Origin of the sequence: Chryseobacterium sp. Leaf405, assembly GCF_001425355.1 — a bacterium.
In the GTDB taxonomy this organism is placed as follows: domain Bacteria; phylum Bacteroidota; class Bacteroidia; order Flavobacteriales; family Weeksellaceae; genus Chryseobacterium.
In genome coordinates this window covers 639,597-659,202 of the sequence record NZ_LMQN01000012.1, presented here as the reverse complement: position 1 = coordinate 659,202, position 19,606 = coordinate 639,597, and the positions used below count along the sequence as shown (strand labels likewise).

The 19,606-nt window shown below is 33.4% G+C and carries 16 protein-coding genes; 5 read left to right on the top strand and 11 right to left on the bottom strand.

Annotated elements, in window-relative coordinates; all coding sequences use genetic code 11:
* Positions 1–45 precede the first annotated feature (45 nt).
* The 6 genes from ASG22_RS09230 to ASG22_RS09205 all read right to left on the bottom strand — a co-directional run bounded on the left by ASG22_RS09230 (position 46) and on the right by ASG22_RS09205 (position 5,383).
* Positions 46–1,389: an ammonium transporter gene (locus ASG22_RS09230; protein ID WP_055983250.1), complete on the bottom strand. Its 1,344-nt coding sequence runs from the start codon at positions 1,387–1,389 to the stop codon at positions 46–48.
* A gap of 107 nt (positions 1,390–1,496) precedes the next feature.
* Positions 1,497–2,138: an alpha/beta hydrolase gene (locus ASG22_RS09225; protein WP_055983248.1), complete on the bottom strand. Its 642-nt coding sequence runs from the start codon at positions 2,136–2,138 to the stop codon at positions 1,497–1,499.
* Positions 2,139–2,224: 86 nt separating this feature from the next.
* Positions 2,225–2,860: a YceI family protein gene (locus tag ASG22_RS09220; protein WP_055983246.1), complete on the bottom strand. Its 636-nt coding sequence runs from the start codon at positions 2,858–2,860 to the stop codon at positions 2,225–2,227.
* 78 nt (positions 2,861–2,938) lie between these two features.
* Positions 2,939–3,505, bottom strand: a complete 567-nt coding sequence (locus tag ASG22_RS09215) for a YceI family protein (RefSeq protein WP_055983244.1) — start codon at positions 3,503–3,505, stop codon at positions 2,939–2,941.
* 151 nt (positions 3,506–3,656) lie between these two features.
* Positions 3,657–4,706, bottom strand: a complete 1,050-nt coding sequence (locus ASG22_RS09210; RefSeq protein WP_055983242.1) for a glucokinase — start codon at positions 4,704–4,706, stop codon at positions 3,657–3,659.
* Positions 4,707–4,819: 113 nt separating this feature from the next.
* Positions 4,820–5,383 (bottom strand): hypothetical protein, encoded by a 564-nt coding sequence (locus ASG22_RS09205; protein ID WP_055983241.1) that lies wholly within the window; start codon positions 5,381–5,383, stop codon positions 4,820–4,822.
* A 291-nt stretch (positions 5,384–5,674) separates the two neighbouring features.
* Between ASG22_RS09205 and ASG22_RS09200 the strand changes: the two genes are divergently transcribed.
* Together ASG22_RS09200 and ASG22_RS09195 are read left to right on the top strand one after the other, a co-directional pair.
* Complete coding sequence (locus ASG22_RS09200) at positions 5,675–7,054, top strand: DUF1800 family protein (RefSeq protein WP_055983239.1); 1,380 nt, start codon at positions 5,675–5,677, stop codon at positions 7,052–7,054.
* Positions 7,055–7,132: 78 nt separating this feature from the next.
* Positions 7,133–8,317 carry a DUF1501 domain-containing protein gene (locus ASG22_RS09195; RefSeq protein WP_055983237.1) on the top strand — a complete coding sequence of 395 codons (1,185 nt, stop codon included), beginning with the start codon at positions 7,133–7,135 and terminating at the stop codon, positions 8,315–8,317.
* Positions 8,318–8,379: 62 nt separating this feature from the next.
* Here ASG22_RS09195 and ASG22_RS21130 read toward each other — a convergent pair whose 3' ends face one another.
* The 4 genes from ASG22_RS21130 to ASG22_RS09180 form a co-directional block, all read right to left on the bottom strand.
* Complete coding sequence (locus tag ASG22_RS21130; RefSeq protein WP_185113797.1) at positions 8,380–8,517, bottom strand: hypothetical protein; 138 nt, start codon at positions 8,515–8,517, stop codon at positions 8,380–8,382.
* A gap of 52 nt (positions 8,518–8,569) precedes the next feature.
* Positions 8,570–9,586 carry a helix-turn-helix transcriptional regulator gene (locus tag ASG22_RS09190; RefSeq protein ID WP_055983233.1) on the bottom strand — a complete coding sequence of 339 codons (1,017 nt, stop codon included), beginning with the start codon at positions 9,584–9,586 and terminating at the stop codon, positions 8,570–8,572.
* 113 nt (positions 9,587–9,699) lie between these two features.
* Positions 9,700–10,029, bottom strand: coding sequence for a HopJ type III effector protein (locus tag ASG22_RS09185; RefSeq protein WP_409991373.1), 330 nt, complete (start codon positions 10,027–10,029; stop codon positions 9,700–9,702).
* The gene (locus ASG22_RS09180; RefSeq protein WP_055983230.1) at positions 10,026–14,024 is read right to left on the bottom strand and encodes a DEAD/DEAH box helicase; all 3,999 of its coding nucleotides are present in this window, start codon (positions 14,022–14,024) and stop codon (positions 10,026–10,028) included. The genes ASG22_RS09185 and ASG22_RS09180 overlap by 4 nt, the downstream gene beginning before the upstream one ends.
* Before the next feature lie 997 nt (positions 14,025–15,021).
* On the opposite strand from ASG22_RS09180, the gene ASG22_RS21655 reads away from it, so the two are divergent.
* From ASG22_RS21655 to ASG22_RS09165, 3 genes are all read left to right on the top strand, one after another.
* The gene (locus ASG22_RS21655) at positions 15,022–15,822 is read left to right on the top strand and encodes an RtcB family protein (RefSeq protein ID WP_409991376.1); all 801 of its coding nucleotides are present in this window, start codon (positions 15,022–15,024) and stop codon (positions 15,820–15,822) included.
* A 160-nt stretch (positions 15,823–15,982) separates the two neighbouring features.
* Positions 15,983–18,232: an AAA family ATPase gene (locus tag ASG22_RS09170; RefSeq protein ID WP_055983225.1), complete on the top strand. Its 2,250-nt coding sequence runs from the start codon at positions 15,983–15,985 to the stop codon at positions 18,230–18,232.
* A 234-nt stretch (positions 18,233–18,466) separates the two neighbouring features.
* Positions 18,467–19,189 carry a hypothetical protein gene (locus ASG22_RS09165; RefSeq protein ID WP_055983223.1) on the top strand — a complete coding sequence of 241 codons (723 nt, stop codon included), beginning with the start codon at positions 18,467–18,469 and terminating at the stop codon, positions 19,187–19,189.
* 68 nt (positions 19,190–19,257) lie between these two features.
* Here the strand turns inward: ASG22_RS09165 and ASG22_RS09160 are convergent, their stop codons facing one another.
* Positions 19,258–19,572: a hypothetical protein gene (locus ASG22_RS09160; protein WP_055983221.1), complete on the bottom strand. Its 315-nt coding sequence runs from the start codon at positions 19,570–19,572 to the stop codon at positions 19,258–19,260.
* Between the last annotated feature and the right edge of the window lie 34 nt (positions 19,573–19,606).

Genomic DNA, 19,606 nt, shown 5'->3' with positions numbered 1-19,606 from the left:
TTTTAAAAATTGTCAGCAAAGCAAATTGATAATCACAATTGACCTTTAACAAAGACTTTCTTCATGCTGAGAAATGTCTAAACCGAGTTCTTCAGACTCTTCAGAAACTCTTAACGTAATAATTCTGTTTGTTACTTTATATAAAATTAATGATCCGAAAAATGCAAATAACGATACAAGAACCAAAGCCATCATGTGATGTGCAAAGACTTCAAAACCTCCGTGAAGCAGACTTGCATTTTCACCGTGTGCAAAAATTGCGGTTAAGATCATTCCCATAATTCCACCAACTCCGTGACAGGCAAAAACATCTAATGTATCGTCTATTTTCTTCAGAGCTTTCCAATTCACCATAATATTTGAAACAATAGCAGAGATAAATCCTATAAAAATACTTTCAGGAATTGAAACAAACCCACATCCCGGAGTAATGGCTACCAATCCTACAACAGCACCGATACAAGCTCCTAAAGCTGAAACTTTTCTTTTGTTAATTCTGTCAAAGAAAATCCACGTCATCATTGCTGAACCAGAAGCTATCGTTGTTGTTCCGAAAGCCATTGCCGCCGTTGCATTTGCACTTAAAGCAGAACCTGCATTAAATCCGAACCAGCCAAACCAAAGCATTCCTGTTCCTAACAATACATAAGAAATATTAGACGGTTCGTGATGTGGCTTTTTTCTGTTTCCTACAACTAAAGCCCCTGCCAATGCTGCAAAACCAGCACTCATATGAACCACCGTTCCACCTGCAAAATCTTTAACTCCAAAATATTTGTTTAATAGTCCGTCTGGATGCCAAACCATGTGACAAAGGGGTGTATAGATAAAAATACTGAAAAGTACCATGAATAAAAGATAAGAGACAAATCGTACTCTTTCAGCAAAAGATCCCGTAATTAAAGCTGGAGTAATCACGGCAAATTTCATTTGAAATAAAGCAAAAAGCACAAATGGAATCGTAGAAGCCATCGCTTTATGTGGCAACACTCCTACCCTGCTGAAAAAAGGATAACTTAAAGGATTTCCTATAATGCCGTAATGTACACCATTCATCGTAAAACCGATTGAATCTCCGAAAGAAAGCGAAAAACCGATGACCACCCATAAAATAGAGATCACGCCCAACGCAATAAAACTTTGAAGCATGGTAGAAATTACGTTTTTCTTTCCTACCATTCCACCGTAGAAGAATGATAAACCGGGAGTCATTAATAAAACAAGACCAGCCGCTGCCAAAATCCATGCGACGTCTGCTCCTACAATTTTATCTTCTGATAAAAATTCTCCCGTATTAGGAAAATCAACAATGGGGCTCCAAAATAATCCGCCAATTGCCACCAATGTGATAATTGAGAATGAAACGATCCATTTTAATCCTACTTTCATAAAAAATTAAATTTACCCCTACAAAAGTAAACATAATTTTCATAAAAACATATATTTTATTTTTAAAACCCCTGTAAATTTTGATTAAATTTTAAAATAAATATATTTTAATCAAAAATAACCCCTAAAATTTCAGATACTTCTTTGAATTTTGTAGCTGGAAAAAGATGCGTACCCCCTTTAACGATATAATTAGGTTTTGAATTTTTTATCGGAAAAACAATATCTCTGTCACCCAAAATCTGAATAACATCAGGATTTTCTTCAAATTTCCAATCTGAAATTTTTTCTACCGACCATTTTAGATAATACGGATCTCTGACTTTAAAATATTGTAATAATTTTGGATTCTTGGGATCAAACAGTTTTCTGACAACACCATATACATTTGCCGCTTTGTCATTAAACAAACCTAATGGTAATATTCTCGGAATTTTTGTGATTTCTCCGGTTCTTATCAGTTTAGATTTCTCTTTATCGGATTTTATACTTCCCATAATCACTACTTTCTGGGCAGGCTTCAGCTTATTAATTTCCTGAACCATAATTCCGCCAAAAGAATATCCTAATAAATAAAAAGGTTCTGAAATATTAATTTTTTCAGCCATTCTTATCACATATGCAGAAAATTCTTCATTCGGCTGTGGAATGAGCCAATCAATAAAAACGATTTCATGCTGATCAGAGAAACGTATCTTTTCGAGCACTTTAAAATCTGCTCCGAGACCACTTACTACATATATTTTCATACTACTAAAATAAAAAATTCAAACAAAAAAATGAGCGACTTCCGAAAGAAATCGCTCATTTTAATTTATCAAAAAGATTTAGAATCTTATTTTTTCTTTTTTGCAGGAGTTCTGTTTTCGTTATCCAATACCGCAGTTGAAATTTTAAACTGAATATCCATTTCATTTTTAATGAAATAATCTTTCAATGAAGACTGATAGAATACTTTGAAATCTCTTCTGTTTAAAGAGAATTTAGCAGACTCAATAACTACTGTAAACTGAGTGATATAAACGTTTGCAGGGAAAGTAATCGTCTTTCTTACCCCTTTAATCGTAATATCTCCGTAAACTGTAGAGTTGAACTCACTGTTTGCCAAAGGAATAATTTTAGTTAAATGGAATTTCGCTAAAGGAAATTTTTTAACCTCGAAGAAATTTGTGCTTTTAAGATCATTTGTTAGTTTTACCATATCTTCATCCTGGCTTGAAACATCACCCGCCATAAGCGACTTCATATCAATCACAAACTCACCGTCTACCAAAACCGTTTTATCGAAAGTGAATTTACCACTTTTCAGTTTTACCGTCCCGGAATGCGTTGTTGGTACTGTTTTTACAACCTTGTAACCCCACCATCTGATTTCAGATGAAGTTACCTTTACAACTTTATCTCCTTTTTTTTGAGCGAAAACAAATGACATACTTACGCACATCATAGCAAACAATAGTAATCTTTTCATTCTTTTTTATTTACAATTCAACAAAAATAAAAAAAAGTGTAGAACTTCTACACTTTTAACAATCTTTTTTTGATTAAATTATTTAGCTGTTACTTTTACAAGCAAATCCATATCATCTTTCACAAGAACATCCTGCATTGTAGATTTGTAAGCAACGTCGAATTTCTGTCTGTCGATAGAAAATTGTTTTGAAAGCAAACTTACCGTTCCATTAGAATACGTGATTTTTGCAGGGAAAGAAATTGCATTGGTTTTTCCTTTTACCGTTAAGTTTCCTGTTACTAAAGAAGAATATACTTTATCGTTATTTTTCTTTACTCCTGTAATTTTGAAAGTCGCAGTCGGGAATTTCTCAACTTCGAAGAAATCTCCGTTTTTAAGGTGACCATTAAGTTTTTGCTGATACTCACCTGTAAGGTCTGTTGCATTAATAGAAGTCATATCTAAAACAAAAGAACCGCCAACCAATTGGTTTCCTTTCATCACCATATCACCAGATTTTACCTTCACAGTTCCGTTGTGAGAGCTAGCCTCAGATTTTGCGATTTTATAACCCCACCACTGAACATCAGAACTTACTACTTTTTTTGATTGTCCGAATGCTAAACCACTAGCTAAAACTGCTAATAAAAATATTTTTTTCATTGAATAAAAAGTTATTTACTTGTTTGTTGTTTACTGATGCAAATGTAATTAACTTAATCAATAGATTTCGTTGATGTATATCAATAAAAAAAATAATTTTCATGAATAATATCATCCAATAAAAAACTCCGAATTTCTTCGGAGTTTTTGTTTATTCTTGAATGTAAGCACTATAAAGAGCAGCGCCGTTTAATGCCGTATAATTCTGCTTAATCAGATAGATCGGGATGCTTTTCAACATCTCTTCCATCTTATCGCTGATTTTATATTTTTCGTAGAATTTATCTTTATTGATGTATTCTCTTATTGCCTGAGGAATATCTCCTGAAATCAGAAGTCCTCCTGTTGCTTTTAATTTAAGTGCTAGGTTGTTGGCTTCTCTCGCAAGGAATTCAAGGAAAGTATCCAAAGCGATCTTACAAATCAACACATCTTCCTCCACCGCAGCTTTGTAAAGTTCTTCTGCAAAGTTTCCGTTAGCAAGACGGTCAGATAACCATTCCGGCTCAGGATGTCTTTTTACGTCTCTTAGAAATCTGTAAATATTAAATAAACCTCCTTTAGACAACACATTTTCCCAGCTTACGATTCCGTAAAGATTGTTTAAGAATTGATAAAATTCAACCTCAACATTCGTTCTTGGAGAAAATTCGGAGTGACCTCCTTCCGTTGCAAATGGTCTTAAATATTTTCCGTCAAAGAAATATCCGGCCTCGCCCAATCCATTTCCGGGAGCAAGGATGGCGACATTTCCTTTCTCAAGATGTCCGCTTGTGTAAATCGGATCTAGATCGCTGTCTTCCAGAAGAGCCATTCCGTAAGCGGAAGCTTCCTGATCATTCAGCATATCTATTCTTTCAAAATCGAAATCTTTTTTCAATTCTTCAATATCCAGATTCCACCCCAATCGTGCGGGTGAACTTTTACCGTCTAATACAGGTCCCGGAACTGCTATTCCCAACCTTTTTGTATTTTCCAGTTGGTTATCCTGAACAAACTTCTTCAATATTTCAGTGAAAGAAGTATAGTCTTTGGTTGGATAATTATTTTGGATTTTAATCTCAAGACCTCCGTTACTGGAAACAAAATAGCCTAAAGTTGTAATATCTTCACGTAGGTTTGCGCCAATAATAGAAACATTATCATTGCTACCGTTTTTTACTCCTGGTAAATAAAGTGGAAATTTTGGATTCAAAATCATAACCTCAAATTTTATCAAATATAATAATAGTTTTTGTAAATCCGACAGAGAAAAAGAAAACCTCTCCAAGTTTCTGAAAAGGTTTGGCTAATAATTGGTTATATTAGATATAATTACTTCCCTAACGGAATATTGTAAGAAAATCCTACCCCAAGGTTCCCAACATTATAGTCCTGATTTGGCAAATCGCCTTTGCTTCCTACAAATACTTTTTGATATTGCACGAAGAAATTCCAATCTTGGTTATGATATCCTATTTCCGGTTTGATATAAAAGCCACCATCCGGTCTGTCTAAAGTAGTATTCGAAGCTACCTTATCATCCCCAACTAAAAATCCATATCCTAAATCTGTTCCAAAATAGAAACCAGTCTGCTTAGGATAAATTCTGATCAAAGCTCCTACAGGAACTACTCCTACATCATTATTATTATAACCGTTGTTTTCTTTTCCGAAATAATGGGTGTATCCCGTTGCAATACCCAATCCGAATCCCGGAGTGATAAGGTTCTGATAGGCTACATCCACACCTACTGCCATAGAAGTATTATCAGAAGGAACCGCTAAACCAACATTTGCTCCCACCTTAATCATATTATTCATCTGCGCACTCTGTGCACTCAATGCTCCTGCAGTCAAAATTCCGGCAAATAAAATTGCTTGTTTAAACATTTTCATAACTCTGATTTTTAAATTTTACTAAGCTGGAAGATGTAAAAATCATGCCAAGGAAAGCCTTCTGTTTAATTTTAACATGAGCCGTAATTACAAAATTTTGAATATCAATTAATTATATTTTTAAAAAGTTAAATAAACGTTTAAATAAAAATTATATTCAGACATAGAAATTGATTACAAAAAACAAAATATATGATTTATCACAAATGGTTAATTGTAATATTAAGGATTTTTAACCGTTATTAATTTTAACCTTTTGTTTCTCAGTACATCCAAAAAATAAATATTCTTATGGTAGTTTCTTCATTAATTAACAATAAACATCTTCTGTGGCGTGCAGGCTTTGGAGCAGGAATTAGCCAGTTTGAAGACCTTAAAAGCCAGGAGACTAAAACTTTAATTAAAGATTTATTTAAAGAAGAAAATTTTACGGAAATAACTTACGAAACTCCCGATGTAGAAACAATCGACTATATGAATGACAAGTCGCCTGCCGAAAAAAAGAAAGAAATCCAGAAAATTAACCGGGAGCAAAACGAAGAACTCAATCTGAACTTTCTCAATAAAATGGTTAACAGCAAGGAGCAGATGAGAGAAAAAATGGCATTTTTCTGGCACGGTCATTTTGCTTCGCGAGTTCAAAACTCAAAATTCAACAGGCAGATTTTAAATGTTATCAGAAAAAATGCGTTGGGAAATTTTAAAGATTTATTGTTTGAAGTCAGTAAAGCGCCGGCAATGTTGAATTTCTTAAATAATCAACAAAATAAAAAAGATCATCCCAATGAAAATTTTGCCCGTGAAGTCATGGAATTATTCACAATGGGACGAGGAAATTATACTGAAAAAGATATCCGGGAAGGCGCAAGAGCATTTACAGGATGGGGGTACGACAAAGAAGGGAATTTTATTGAAAGACCAAAGCAACATGATGAGGGAACAAAAACTTTCCTCGGAAAAACTGGAAATTTCACAGGAACTGATGCTTTAAATATTATTCTTGAACAGAAAGCCACCGCAAAATTCATTACTGCCAAGATTTATAAATTTTTCGTAAATGAAAATGTAGATGAAACTATTGCTGATAAACTGAGTGAGAGTTTTTATCAATCCAATTATGACATCAGAAAACTCATGACCGAAATATTTTCAAATTCATGGTTTTATGATAAAAAAAATATCGGAAACAGAATAAAATCTCCTGTAGAATTAATGGTTGGAATGATGAGAACGCTTCCTATGAATATTCAAAATCCGGAAAATCTTATCGTTTATCAGAAATTATTGGGGCAGATGTTACTTTATCCGCCCAATGTTTCTGGCTGGCCCAACGGAAAATCGTGGATTGACAGCTCAACGTTGATGTTAAGATTACAAATTCCTCAGATTTGGTCGGGTTTGCGTCCGCTTGATTACCGTCCAAAAGAAGATGATGATGTAGATATGGGCTTGAAAAACAATACCAATACTTTAACCAAAAGTTTTAAAAACCCGAATATTACAATAGATTGGGCAAGGGTTGAAAAAATTTTTAATGGAAAAAATGTAGAAGATTATTTAATTCAAAGTTCAAAATCGTTGGATATGAATTCTGTTAAAAATTTCTCGGACAACAGTGTGAAAATGAATGTTATTAATCTCATGTCAACGCCTGAATATCAGTTGATGTAGTTTTGGTGGCAGGTTGCAGATTTTTGCTGATAGTTAAAGAACCTGCAACCTATCATCTTTAACCTAAAACCTATCTTTATGTTAATCAAAAGAAGAGAATTTCTAAAAATAAGTTCATTGGCTACAGCATCTTTACTGATGCCGAATTTCCTGAAAGCTATGACCTTCGATGAAGCATTAGCACCGAATCAGAAGATTTTGGTGGTACTTCAGTTTACAGGGGGAAACGACGGGCTGAACACGATTATTCCAACAAAAAACGATATTTATTTTAAGGAAAGAAATAAAATTGCCATTACAGATTCTTTGCAGTTAAATGATGAAACGGGAATTAATCCTGCCCTCTCCTATTTTAAAGAACTTCATGATAATGGTGAACTTTCCATTTTAAACAATGTTGGTTATCCGAATCCCGATAAATCTCATTTCCGGAGTATGGATATCTGGCATTCCGCCAGTAAAAGTGATGAATATCTGGAAACCGGATGGCTAGGGAGATTTCTGGATGAAGAATGTTACAATTGTGAGCATCCAACCCAGGCTTTGGAAGTTGATGATATGCTGAGTTTAGCTTTAAAAGGTGAAAATAATAAAGCATTTGCCTTCAAAGACCCGAAAAGATTATATCAGACAAGTCAGGAAAAATATTTCAAATCATTGTATGATCATCATCACGATGACGAAACCGTTTCTTATTTATACCAGACTTTGGGTTCGACCATCAACAATGCCGATTATATTTTTGAGAAAAGTAAAGCAAAGAAAACCGAACAAACCTATCCGAATTCTCAGTTGGGAAAAGACTTTAAAACAGTTTCTTCATTGATAAAATCTGATATTAACACAAGAGTTTATTATCTTTCTATCGGAAGTTTCGATACCCATGTCAATCAAAATGAAAGACAGCAGAAACTGTTCGGAGACATTAATGAAGCCTTAAAATCTTTCGTTGCAGATATGAAAAGCAACGGACTTTTTGATGATATTTTACTGATGACATTCTCGGAATTTGGCAGAAGAGTTGCCCAGAATGCAAGCAACGGAACCGACCATGGAACGGCAAATCAAATGTTTTTCATCAGTGGTGGACTCAAGAAAAAAGGAATTCTAAACCCGCTTCCCGATTTAACTAAACTCAATGAAGGAGATTTAATGTATACCGAAGATTTTAGAAAAGTATATGCAACCGTTCTTAAAAACTGGCTTAAAGCAGATTCTTCAAAAGTTCTCGGCTGGAAAAACGGAATTTATGATTTCATCTAAATAAAAAAAGAGACTGCTACAAAATGAACGGTCTCTTTTTATGATCTTTAAAATAACTATTTTTAAGTTGATGCAGGAAGTGGCTTTTTACTGTCTTCCTGTGGTTTTCCTTCAAGTTTTTCTGATATTTTTTTAATAACAAATTCTATAACCAATGGTGCTACAATAGCAACAACTGCTTTTAATATTCTTGATTTCATACTGTTTATTTTTTATAGCTAACATTATTACAATTTTCAAGCCATTATAAAATCAGCCATTATCAGAATCTTCCGAGTCATAATTTTGACAGGCTTCCTGTAAGCTTTTTTTAATTCTTTTTTTCAGTTTGTCAGGTTTTAAAACAGTAATAAATTCGCCCAATCCCAAAATCATTCTCTCCAATTCAAAATTCAGCTGAACACAAATTTTAAAAGTGGTTCCGGTTTCGTCTTCATCAATAATTTCCTGAGAATGATGAAATGGCTTCGTTTTTACATACGGAGCGTGTTTAGAATTGATTTTAAAAATAACATTCTGAGGACGTTGCGTTTCAGAAACCGTTACACCGATAACTTCTCCAAAATATCTGTCGGAATCGAAATCTTTATCAATATAATTCAACTGATCTTCCAGAGCGATCGTTTCCATTCTATCAAGTGCCAGATTGTACATTTTATTTTTGTGCCAGCAGATCAAAAACCAACGATTATTATATTCTTTCAACAATTGCGGATGAACTATGTAAGAATCTGATTCTCTTGCTTTAAAACTTTTATAAACAATATTTAAGACTTTCTTATTGACAATCGATTCATACAAAATATCAATATGTTCCAATCCTTTTAATTTCTCATTCTTATCCAGATGAATAATCGATTTCTGATTGGTCGAATGAATAGAATCCTCCAGTTTCTGAATCACTCCGTTCATTTCTTTAAACATTGAAAAATCCTTGAACTGCTTTAAAATCTGCACTGCATTATTCATCGCTTTCAGGTCACTTTCATTCACCGAAATATTGTGAATGCTATATTCCGGATCGCTGTATCGGTAATATTTTCTTTCAAAAACTTCAATCGGTGCTTCATACCCGAATTTTTCACTCCGCATATTTTGCAAATCTAGTTGTACCGTACGTTTGCTCACGAAAGATTCTTTACCTTCAAATTCAAACAACGCTTCAGAACACTCGTCGATTAAATCTTCCAGAGTATATTTTTTATATTTGTTTTTCAAGCATTTATCCAATGTTTTATAACGGATCAAAGCATTTTTGTTGGATGACATAATTAATTTGGATTAAGATTTAAGTTGCTATCCTCGTAAAATTCCCCTCCTTTGGAGGGGTGGCTAAAATTCGTAGAATTTTTGACGGGGTGGTTAGAAACAGGTTATCTACATTATTTTTTACTCAAAGCAACCCCTTCAAACGAAATCCCGTCCCAGCCAAACTCCATAAAGTTTCTGATATTTTGATGATCAGTTCCTTCAGGATTTTTCAAAACATCATTTCTATAGAAGTCTCCGAACAGATTCAGCGTATCTTCTTTAGACAAATCATTCAGTTTGGCATAACTGAAAACTTTGCACGATCCGTTGTTTTGATCAACTTCGTTTACCGTATTTCCATTAGTAAATTTTGTTGGTGTAAAATTATAATTCTCATCAATATAAGCGATTACATCTTTAAAATCAATAGTTTCAGGTGAGTTTTTTACTTGTTCTGTCATGATATTTTTTTGTTTATTTTTTGTAATTCGGCATCCAGATTTTGCCAGCAGTTCTGGCTCCAGATTCTGATGTATTCAAAACCTGCATTTCGTACAATTTTCTCTTTATGTAAATCTTCCAGATAGCCGAGATTTCCGGAATATTTTTCTTTGCTCATCGTTTCAACTACAATTGATTTCCCATCATTTTTCTCAATGAAAATATCAAATTCATATCCTCCGAAATGATGATTTTTTAAGATTTTTAACTCTGAAAATTCTTTTTGAAGACGATTATAAATCCCATCAATAAAGACATTGGATTGCATATTTCTATGCAGGTCCCTAGCGTACCCGAACTGATCTAAGGTATTCAGAATTTCTGTTCTTTCATTTTTATTCTGCTCACTTACTGCTTTGCAATACGCCAAGTAAGCATACAAAACTGCCTTTCTGTTATTGGATCCTTCCTGCTCCAACGCTAATTTGTAATTAGAGAAAATTTCTTCAGGAATTGAGTTACAGATATAGATTTTTTCCTTCGCTCTCGTAATAATCACATTGAGTAATTTATATCCTTTCGTATGATTAATCGGACCAAAACTCTGAATAAACTTACCATTCGATTTCTTTCCATAAGTCGTGGAAACAATGATAATGTCTCTTTCATCACCCTGAATATTTTCAAGGTTTTTAATAAATAATCCTGCTGCTTCCAATCCCTGAATTTTTTCCTTGAAAATTTCATTTCCGGGAAGATTAGCCTGTCTGACAATTTGTCTTTTGATATAATTTCGTTGTGAAATATTAAACGTTGCAATTCCCACCGACGGATAATTCCCATCTTTCAAAGGCTGAACAATACTTAAAATTTCCAATACTTTCTCAGCTTCTTCTTTATTGATGTGATCATCAAAAATCCCGTCAACCTGAAAAAATTCGATCGGCTGAATTTCAGAAGTTGCAGGAAGAGGTTTTAACCTTGAATTGTAGAAAGCATGATTCGAAAAATCAATAAGATAAGGGTGTTTAGAACGATAATGAAAATCCAGATGATTTTTTTCAAACTGACTTTCAGTCGCAAAATCCAATAGAGATTCAATATTCAACAAAGAGTTTTTATAAGTGATTACCTCATTTTCAGATTCTATATCGTCTTCATCTTCAATAATTCCATCAAAAACTTTACTGAAATAGCTTGAAGGCGGCATCTGATGCTCATCTCCTGCAATAATGATATTTTTCCCTTTCAGCATCGCCGGAAGATTATCTTCCAGTTTTAGCTGACTGGCTTCATCAAAAACCACATTATCAAAGTAAAAATTCTTCCCCTGAAAAAGATTGCTGCACGCATCAGGCGTCGTCAAAATAATTGGAAAGAAATTAGTGAACAAGTCAATGTCTTTCTGTACAATTTGTCTTAATGTCAGCCTTTTATGATTAATACTGCTTCTTTTATTATAAAGATTGGCAACCGTAATGTCTCTATTCGTCTGTTCAAATTTTTTCACCGCATTCTGCTGAGAATCATTCCAGAAATACTGAATAAAATTCTGCTGAGAAAATCCATATTGTTTAATCTGTTTCGTGATTTCTTCGTAATTTTTTTCATTAAAATTCAGTTTCGGATCTGAATAATGCGTCAGCAATAAAGGGAAATATGCCGAATAAAATGAAGATTTCCAATCATCAACCTGATAAAGTTTTTCCAGTAATTTTCTCTGAAAAATATTTAAAGGATGATAAAATGAAACCCAATTAAATTCTTTTAAAATAGGATTTTCAGGATGATTTCTGTACGATCTGTATTGGTCTAAAATGGAAATCATGTAGGCATCAAAATTTTGATATGTATTTCCAAAGTTCAGGTCTTTGACCCATTTTTCATTAGAAATATTTTTCTTCAATTGTTGAATGTGCTCAACAATAATATCCGTTTCTTTTCCGGAAACCACAGAATCAAATGCATTCAAAAAATCAATTGCATTAAATTGCTCTTCCAGTTTAGAAGAAAATTCCGACTGAAGATGTTGTATTTTCTGACGGTAATTCAGGATTTCGTTTTTGTTATTCCAAAGATTGTCAGACAGCTCAATAGAAGGGAAAAATTCGTTCAGGCTGATCTGTTTAATTGCTGAACTTATCTCTAATAATCTTTTTTGATTGCCGATTTTATTTTTCTTTGCGGAAGAAAACAACGCAGTGAATTTATAGAAAAAACCGTTCGTAATTTCCGGATGAAATTCCTCTGAATTTTGATTTAGAACTGAAGTTATCACTTCTGTTTCATTAATTAATGAAGACAGTTTATGAATATTCTGACTAAAATCCTGTTTCCTTTTTTCCTCATAAATTGGTTTGAAGTTTATAATTAATAATTGAATTTCATCCCACATTTTTTCATAATTCTGAAAAGAAATATCTAAATTTTGCAGACTGTTATGAAAATTTTCACTGATTAGTTTGTCCGGATTAATAAAAGATGACTTTTCAAAAGGCTGAAATTCCTGATACAAATTTTTCCCATTTTCAAGTACATTTTCAATTTCTTTGGCTTCATTTTCTGAAAAAGAAAACTGAATATCCTGCAAATTGATATTTTCCCCAGAATCCTGAAATGCCAATAAATTTCCTACAATTTCCGTCCAGTTTTTCCCGGAAATCAACTCAAAATTCAACAGTTCATGAACATTATTTATGGTAGTTTTATGCTGCAAAATTTCACTTAATTGATCTTGCAGTGACTGAACAGAATAAGGTTGCCCAGATTTCTTAAAATCAACAAGATCAATCATATTTCTTACAGAATCTACTACCGCTTTTCTGTCGGAAGCGCTGTCTTTAATCAAGATGCAATACCGTTCCAGGCCTAATTTATGAAGTGCATTGTACAAAACTTCCAAGGCTGTTTGCTTTTCGCAGACCACAATGGTTTTTTGCTTATTTTCCAGTGCATTCACCAAAACAGCAGTCAGCGTCTGGCTTTTTCCGGTTCCTGGCGGACCTTGAATCAGGATCTTAGTTTGTGATTTTAATGATTCTAAAATCCCCTGTTGGGAAGGATCCGTTTCTATGGATGTTATGGATTGAAAATCTTCTTTTACAAAGTTTTCGAGAGGTTTAAAATCATTTTTCAGCGATTCATAATCATTGATGATATTCTGCTTCTGAACTTCGAAAATGGAAAAAACACCTGATTTAATAATAGTTGCATCACCTTTATTCTGAAGCTGGTCTTCGTAAGACGTTTTAGACTTAATTAATGGAATTTCTTCATAATCATTAAGGATAAAGTCGAGGTTCTGTGTAATTTTAAGCTGACCTAACAGGGTTTGACAAATCTGCAACAGTTCCGGTTTATCTATTTTTCCGTCAGCTAACATTTCTTCAGGAATCTGTTCCAACGTAATTCCCGAATCACTTTGCAAATGATTGATTAAAACCTCATTCACATAAATCGGGTCGTCTTCCGTTCTGCTGATTTCCCAGGTATTCAGTTCATTAATTGGCTTTATATTGACGGACCATATTAAAATAGGTGAAGCTGAAATCTGCCCATCCATATCTTTTCTGATTAGAATAGGAAAACCGAACCCCAAAGAATTTATTCCTTTTTCCGACTGTATTACGTCGTTTTGAAAAATCAGATTTTCCAGGCTTGTGGATAACTTTTCTAATGCAGTTTCTCTGGTTTTATCTTTAGCAATAGATTTTTGAGCTGTAATTTCATCAGTTTCTGCTTTTTCATCATCAAACAAAATATTGTCTTTCACCGAATCTTTAGAAATCTTTTCGGAAATTTTATCGTGCACAGAAAACTTAAAGTTCACATTTTTCTGCGCCAGAAGATCAATAATAAAACGCTCAGGAAGACTTTTATGAATATCAGAAAGTCGGGCAAGATCAAATTTGTATCTCGAACTTCCGGGAATGGCATTAAGATGAACGCCCCTTCTGTTGCCTGTCTTTAGTTTATTTTGAAATGCCTGAAATATTTCAGGATTTAAATTTTGCATCGTGTTTAAAAATAATTTTACTAAATGTATAAAATTTTTCTAATACGCAAAAACATTGCACACTTTAGTTTTTACTTTGCATCAACAAAATGGCCTTGTAGCTTAAAAGGAAAAGCCTGCGGAAAAATTTCGTATTCGTAGAGTTTGAGGATATTCCGGTTAGACCTGCGCGGACTAATGGGTAGAGTTTACAGAAGCACCGAAACTTCTTAAGGAAAAAGTAGGGAAGCGTATTTACAGCCTCAATGCCAATTTGGAATGTGAGTTCGAATCTCATCAGGGTCACAAATGAAATAGAAGCACTACACCGCAGCCCGACTTGAACGGAGCTCTTTTTGAGTAACGAAGTGGAGCAAAAAAGCGGGAGTGGAAGGCGGTTAACAGCTGCCCAAATAATTAAAAATAAAAAGTTATGAATATCATGAACGGAAACGATTTAATTGCTTTAGGATATAGACCAGCAAAATGGTTTGCTGAAGCATTGGAACATATCAATGAAAAAAATTTAGATGAAAATCAAATCGCAGCCTATTTGGAACAATTCAAACAACCGGAATTAATTCCGCTTCATGAAGATCCGAAAGATTTCGTCATCAACATCAGAGCAGAACACGAAAGCGAAAATGATAACGTAGAAAAAGTAATCAACACCATGAAAGTTCTGATGAAAACTCCGACTCTGGTTACAGGTGCGATTATGCCCGATGCCTGTCCGACAGGGCCTGAAGGCTATATTCCGGTTGGCGGAGTCGTGGCGGCGAAAAATGCCATTCACCCGGGATTTCATAGCGCAGATATCTGTTGTTCGGTAATGCTAACGGATTTTGGAAAAGCAGATCCTAAAGAAGTTCTGGATGTTGCCCATTCTATTACGCATTTCGGATACGGAGGTAGACCGAGAGGTGAGCAAATGGAGATGTCTCAGGAACTGATAGATGCTTTCCGGGCAAATGATTTCTTAAATGATGAAAAATTGATCAGCATTGCCCGTTCTCATATGGGAACGCAGGGAGACGGAAATCATTTCCTTTTCGTGGGAATTTCAAAAAATACAGGAAATACCATGTTGGTGACGCATCACGGATCAAGAGCTCCCGGAGCGGCTTTGTATGATAAAGGAATGAAAGTTGCGAACAAATTCAGAATGGAAATTTCGCCTGAAACATTAAAAGAAAACGCCTGGATTCCCTATGAAACCGAAGAAGGAAAATCGTATTGGGAAGCTTTGCAATTGATAAGAACATGGACGAAAGAAAACCATACTTCGATTCACGATGCGACTTTAAATAAATTAGGAATTGAGAAAGAAGATAGATATTGGAACGAACATAACTTCGTTTTCAAAGACGGAGATTTGTTTTACCATGCGAAAGGGGCAACGCCTTTGGACGATAAATTTATGCCGGATATTACGGGACCAAGATTGATTCCGTTGAATATGTCAGAACCCGTTTTGATCGTTCAGGGAAAAACCAACGAGAGAAACTTAGGTTTTGCACCCCACGGAGCCGGAAGAAATTTCAGCAGAACGCAGCATAAAAAATCTTTGGCTCATAAAACGATTGAAGAAGTTTTTGAAGAGGAAACCAAAGGATTGGATATCCGTTTCTTCTCGAATGAAATTGATATTTCCGAACTTCCAACTGCTTATAAAAGTGCTAAAAACGTGAGAGCACAGATTGAAGAATACGGTTTGTGTGAAGTTTTGGATGAAGTGATGCCGTACGGATGTATTATGGCGGGTGATGTGCAAAAGAATGCGCCTTGGAAGAAAAAGAAGAAGTTTAGGAAAGGTTAAGCTTTATAAAAATATTCCATGTTTTGTTCTTCCGTAGAACTGCGCATAGCATTATAATTTAAAAAAGAGAGATATTAAAATTAAACGATTATGGGAATCCGTAGTCGTTTTTTGTACATTCATATTATATTTACAGCGAACTAATAACAATCTTCAACTTATGATAACAAGAATTGAACTTAACCAAGTTGCCAGCTATAAAAATCATGCTGAAATAAATGATCTCAAAAAAGTAAATTTCTTTTTTGGAAATAATGGTTCTGGAAAGTCTACAATTGCTCGTCTATTTTACAACCTTTCTCAAAATGAAATTCTTTCAAGTCCTTTCAGTAATTGCTCGATTGATGGCTTTAATCGAAATGAAGAAGAAATAATTGTATTTGATTCTGATTTTGTACAAAATAACTTTTACACCAAAACTGAATTATCCGGAATTTTTTCATTGGATGAGAAGAACGAAGAAATTGATGAAAATATAAAAAATGAATATATAACATTAGCGAACATTGAAAAATCAATTTTAGATAAAGATGAAGAAAAACAAAAACTTGAAAATTCAAAAAAACAAGAGTATGTTAATATAGTAGAAGATTGCTGGAGTTACAACAAACAATTTCAAGAGAACTTTAACAAAATATATTTAGGCGGAAGAAAAGATCCTTTTTATGAAAAACTTGTTGAAATAAACTACACAGAATATTCTTCGAAAAATATAAATTATATTTCTGAAAAATATAAAAAATACTATTTAGAAGAATTAGTTAAAATAGAGAATAATATTTCTGTTAATTATTTTAATGAAATAGTTGATTTAGAAAAAGAACTTAATAATGCTTTAGAAGAAGTTATTGTAGGAAGTAATGATGTTCCTATTGCTTCTATTATTAATGAATTGAACAATAGTGCGTGGATTCAACAAGGAATTAATTTCTTGGATGAAGAGAAAGACATTCAAGATTGTCCTTTTTGTCAGAAACAAACAGTTGATAAAAATTTATTAAAGCAGTTTGAAAGTTATTTTGATACTACACGAGAAGAAAAAATTAAAAATATTAAAAAGTTGCATTCCAGATATATCAACAAAGTTTCTTCCTTTGATTCAAACTTGAAAACTTTGACAGATTTAAATTTAGTTAAGTTTGATATTCTAAAAATACAAAGTCAACTAACAAAGATTTTGAATAAAAATGAAAAAGAAGTTCATGCTAAAATTGATAATCCTAACGAAAAGAAAAAGTTAGAAACTATTGAATCATTTAAAACTGAAATTGGAAAAATCAACGAAAATATTAGAATTCATAATAAAGAAATTGAAAATATAGAACAAAACCAAAAAGAATTAACAGATGAAATATGGAAATATATTTCTCATCAGGTTAAAGATAGACTCATTTCTTTTAAAACTACTAATGATATTACAGTTGAACGGATAGAAAAATTAAAAGCAGAAATTAAAGTTTTTGAAGATGCAAAAATTAATTCCAATGGTAAAATTAAAGAATGGCAAAACCAAACAGTAAACACCCAAAAGGCTGTTGACAATATAAATGATTTGCTATTAAAAAATAATTTTACAGGATTTAAAATTGAAAAAAAGGAATCTGAGAATAATATTATTAAATATTTTATCTTGCGAAATGGAGAAACTTCAGATAATCATGTTTTTAAAACATTAAGTGAAGGAGAAAAAAATTTTATAGCATTTTTATATTTTTATCAATTATGTCTTGGAACAAATGATGCAGAAAATTCTTCAAAAAAGAAAATCATTGTTATTGATGACCCTGTTTCAAGTATGGGAAGTCAAAATTTATTTTTTATTTCAACATTGATAAGAGGTCTTATTGTCAATAATAAAAAAGATGGTGGTAGTGCTAATGATTTTAGGAATCAAAATATTGAACAGGCTTTTTTACTTACACATAATTCATATTTTTATAAAGAAGTTTCTTTTGATAAGGGTGGAACTTATATCTGTAAAGCTAATTCACATTATCTAATTAGAAAGGATAGAAACTTAAGTAGTATATCTCCTAGAATAAAATACGAGAATGTTTCTTTTAGCGAATATGAAAGACTTTGGATTGAACTCAAACATGATAATGTTTCAAATGTATCAATGCTTAATTGCATGCGAAGAATTCTAGAAACTTATGTTAATTTTATTGGTTTAGGAAAAGATATTTGGAATACATTATCAGAAATAAATGAGAATGATAATAATTATTGGATTTATAGATCCTTACTCTCGATGCTACATGATGGTAGTCATAAAATAAATCCCAATGAAGAAATATATTATCAGGAAACTGATGACATCATGAGGGAGAATATTAAATCTATTTTTGAAAATTTATTTACTCAAATCGGTAAAGAGCATTACAATATGATGATGCAAAATAATAATTAAAAATGGTAGATATAAGATCTCTTGTTCGTACCATCACCAATAAATACAACGTCACAAGCGAAACTTTTACACCAACAAAAGACCACAAGATCATAAAAGACCAGAAGCAATTCCGGTCTTTTTGATTACTCCAACTTAACATAACATCCTAGAAATCAAAATACATAAACAAAACCTACCACACATTCAAAATAATTTCTATATTTGAATCATTAACAAAAAAACACAATTGATATGTCAAGCACCTCAGAAGTAGGTCACGCTAAAAATGTAGTGAACCTTCAAAAAATTACCCAACAAGTTTCTACGTACAGCCTTTACAATCCACCGATTGCCGAAATTACAGTAGCCAATCTTCAGACTTTATACACCGATGCCGATGGAAAACTGACAGAAGTTGGAGACAAAAGAAGCGCTAATAAAAATGCTATCATTGCCCGTCAGACCGCTTTCGAAAATTTGAGTTCCACCTGTACCAGCATCATCAATGTATTGGAAATTGTCGGCTTACCGCAGGGAACTTTAAACCAGGCAAGATCTTTAACCCAGACCATTCAGGGCAGTTCAAGGAAGAGCAAAACATCGGTTGAAGAAGGTAAGGAAGCTCCGAAAACCGCATCTACCTCCCGACAGTCTTTCACCTCAAAAGCTGAAAATTTCGGGCTGCTCTTACAGATGCTGTCCACCCTACCCGCTTATACCCCAAATGAAGACAACATAAAATTACAAAACCTCAACACCTATAACGACTCATTAAGAGCAGCAACCCTCGCCGTAGACCAGACTGAGTCTGAGCTGAACACCAAAATCATAGAGCGCGACAGAATTCTGTATGCAAAAGAAACCGGAGTGTATGCCATCTCCCTTAAAATTAAAAAATACGTAAAAAGTCTGTACGGAGCCAATTCCCCGGAATACACCACCGTCTCCGCCATAGAATTTACCAAAAGAAAATAATTGGTGTTTAAACGTGAAAAATATTGAAGCTCAGGAATTTAATATTTTAGCATTGTAAAGTTGCATTTTCAGGATGTAACTTTATTTTTTTGCAATGTGTTTTTACTTTCTTGTGATGTCATTCTACATTGGCACGATGTAGTTTTACTTTCTTGCCTTGTAAGTTTACTTTTTTCTATTGTAGTTTTACTTTTTTGTATTGTTACTTTACATTCTTCCGATGTAAGTTCACATTCTTGCATTGTAACTTTACATTTTTGCCTTGTCAGTGAACCGCAAAAGGAGCAAAAGGCTTTTTCTTTTTGCAGACTTTGAACTTCTTTAAATAAATCCAATAAGTCTTTTGTCTCTTTTGCGGTTAAATTTAAAATTAGTGTAAACATATTTTTTATAAAACATCATGCGTAAAAAGACTGC

Coding starts and splice junctions, on each gene's coding strand:
- ASG22_RS09230 (WP_055983250.1), bottom strand. CDS start 1,389: ATGAAAGTAGGATTAAAATGGATCGTTTCATTCTCAATTATCACATTG.
- ASG22_RS09225 (WP_055983248.1), bottom strand. CDS start 2,138: ATGAAAATATATGTAGTAAGTGGTCTCGGAGCAGATTTTAAAGTGCTC.
- ASG22_RS09220 (WP_055983246.1), bottom strand. CDS start 2,860: ATGAAAAGATTACTATTGTTTGCTATGATGTGCGTAAGTATGTCATTT.
- ASG22_RS09215 (WP_055983244.1), bottom strand. CDS start 3,505: ATGAAAAAAATATTTTTATTAGCAGTTTTAGCTAGTGGTTTAGCATTC.
- ASG22_RS09210 (WP_055983242.1), bottom strand. CDS start 4,706: ATGATTTTGAATCCAAAATTTCCACTTTATTTACCAGGAGTAAAAAAC.
- ASG22_RS09205 (WP_055983241.1), bottom strand. CDS start 5,383: ATGAAAATGTTTAAACAAGCAATTTTATTTGCCGGAATTTTGACTGCA.
- ASG22_RS09200 (WP_055983239.1), top strand. CDS start 5,675: ATGGTAGTTTCTTCATTAATTAACAATAAACATCTTCTGTGGCGTGCA.
- ASG22_RS09195 (WP_055983237.1), top strand. CDS start 7,133: ATGTTAATCAAAAGAAGAGAATTTCTAAAAATAAGTTCATTGGCTACA.
- ASG22_RS21130 (WP_185113797.1), bottom strand. CDS start 8,517: ATGAAATCAAGAATATTAAAAGCAGTTGTTGCTATTGTAGCACCATTG.
- ASG22_RS09190 (WP_055983233.1), bottom strand. CDS start 9,586: ATGTCATCCAACAAAAATGCTTTGATCCGTTATAAAACATTGGATAAA.
- ASG22_RS09185 (WP_409991373.1), bottom strand. CDS start 10,029: ATGACAGAACAAGTAAAAAACTCACCTGAAACTATTGATTTTAAAGAT.
- ASG22_RS09180 (WP_055983230.1), bottom strand. CDS start 14,024: ATGCAAAATTTAAATCCTGAAATATTTCAGGCATTTCAAAATAAACTA.
- ASG22_RS21655 (WP_409991376.1), top strand. CDS start 15,022: ATGGGAACGCAGGGAGACGGAAATCATTTCCTTTTCGTGGGAATTTCA.
- ASG22_RS09170 (WP_055983225.1), top strand. CDS start 15,983: ATGATAACAAGAATTGAACTTAACCAAGTTGCCAGCTATAAAAATCAT.
- ASG22_RS09165 (WP_055983223.1), top strand. CDS start 18,467: ATGTCAAGCACCTCAGAAGTAGGTCACGCTAAAAATGTAGTGAACCTT.
- ASG22_RS09160 (WP_055983221.1), bottom strand. CDS start 19,572: ATGTTTACACTAATTTTAAATTTAACCGCAAAAGAGACAAAAGACTTA.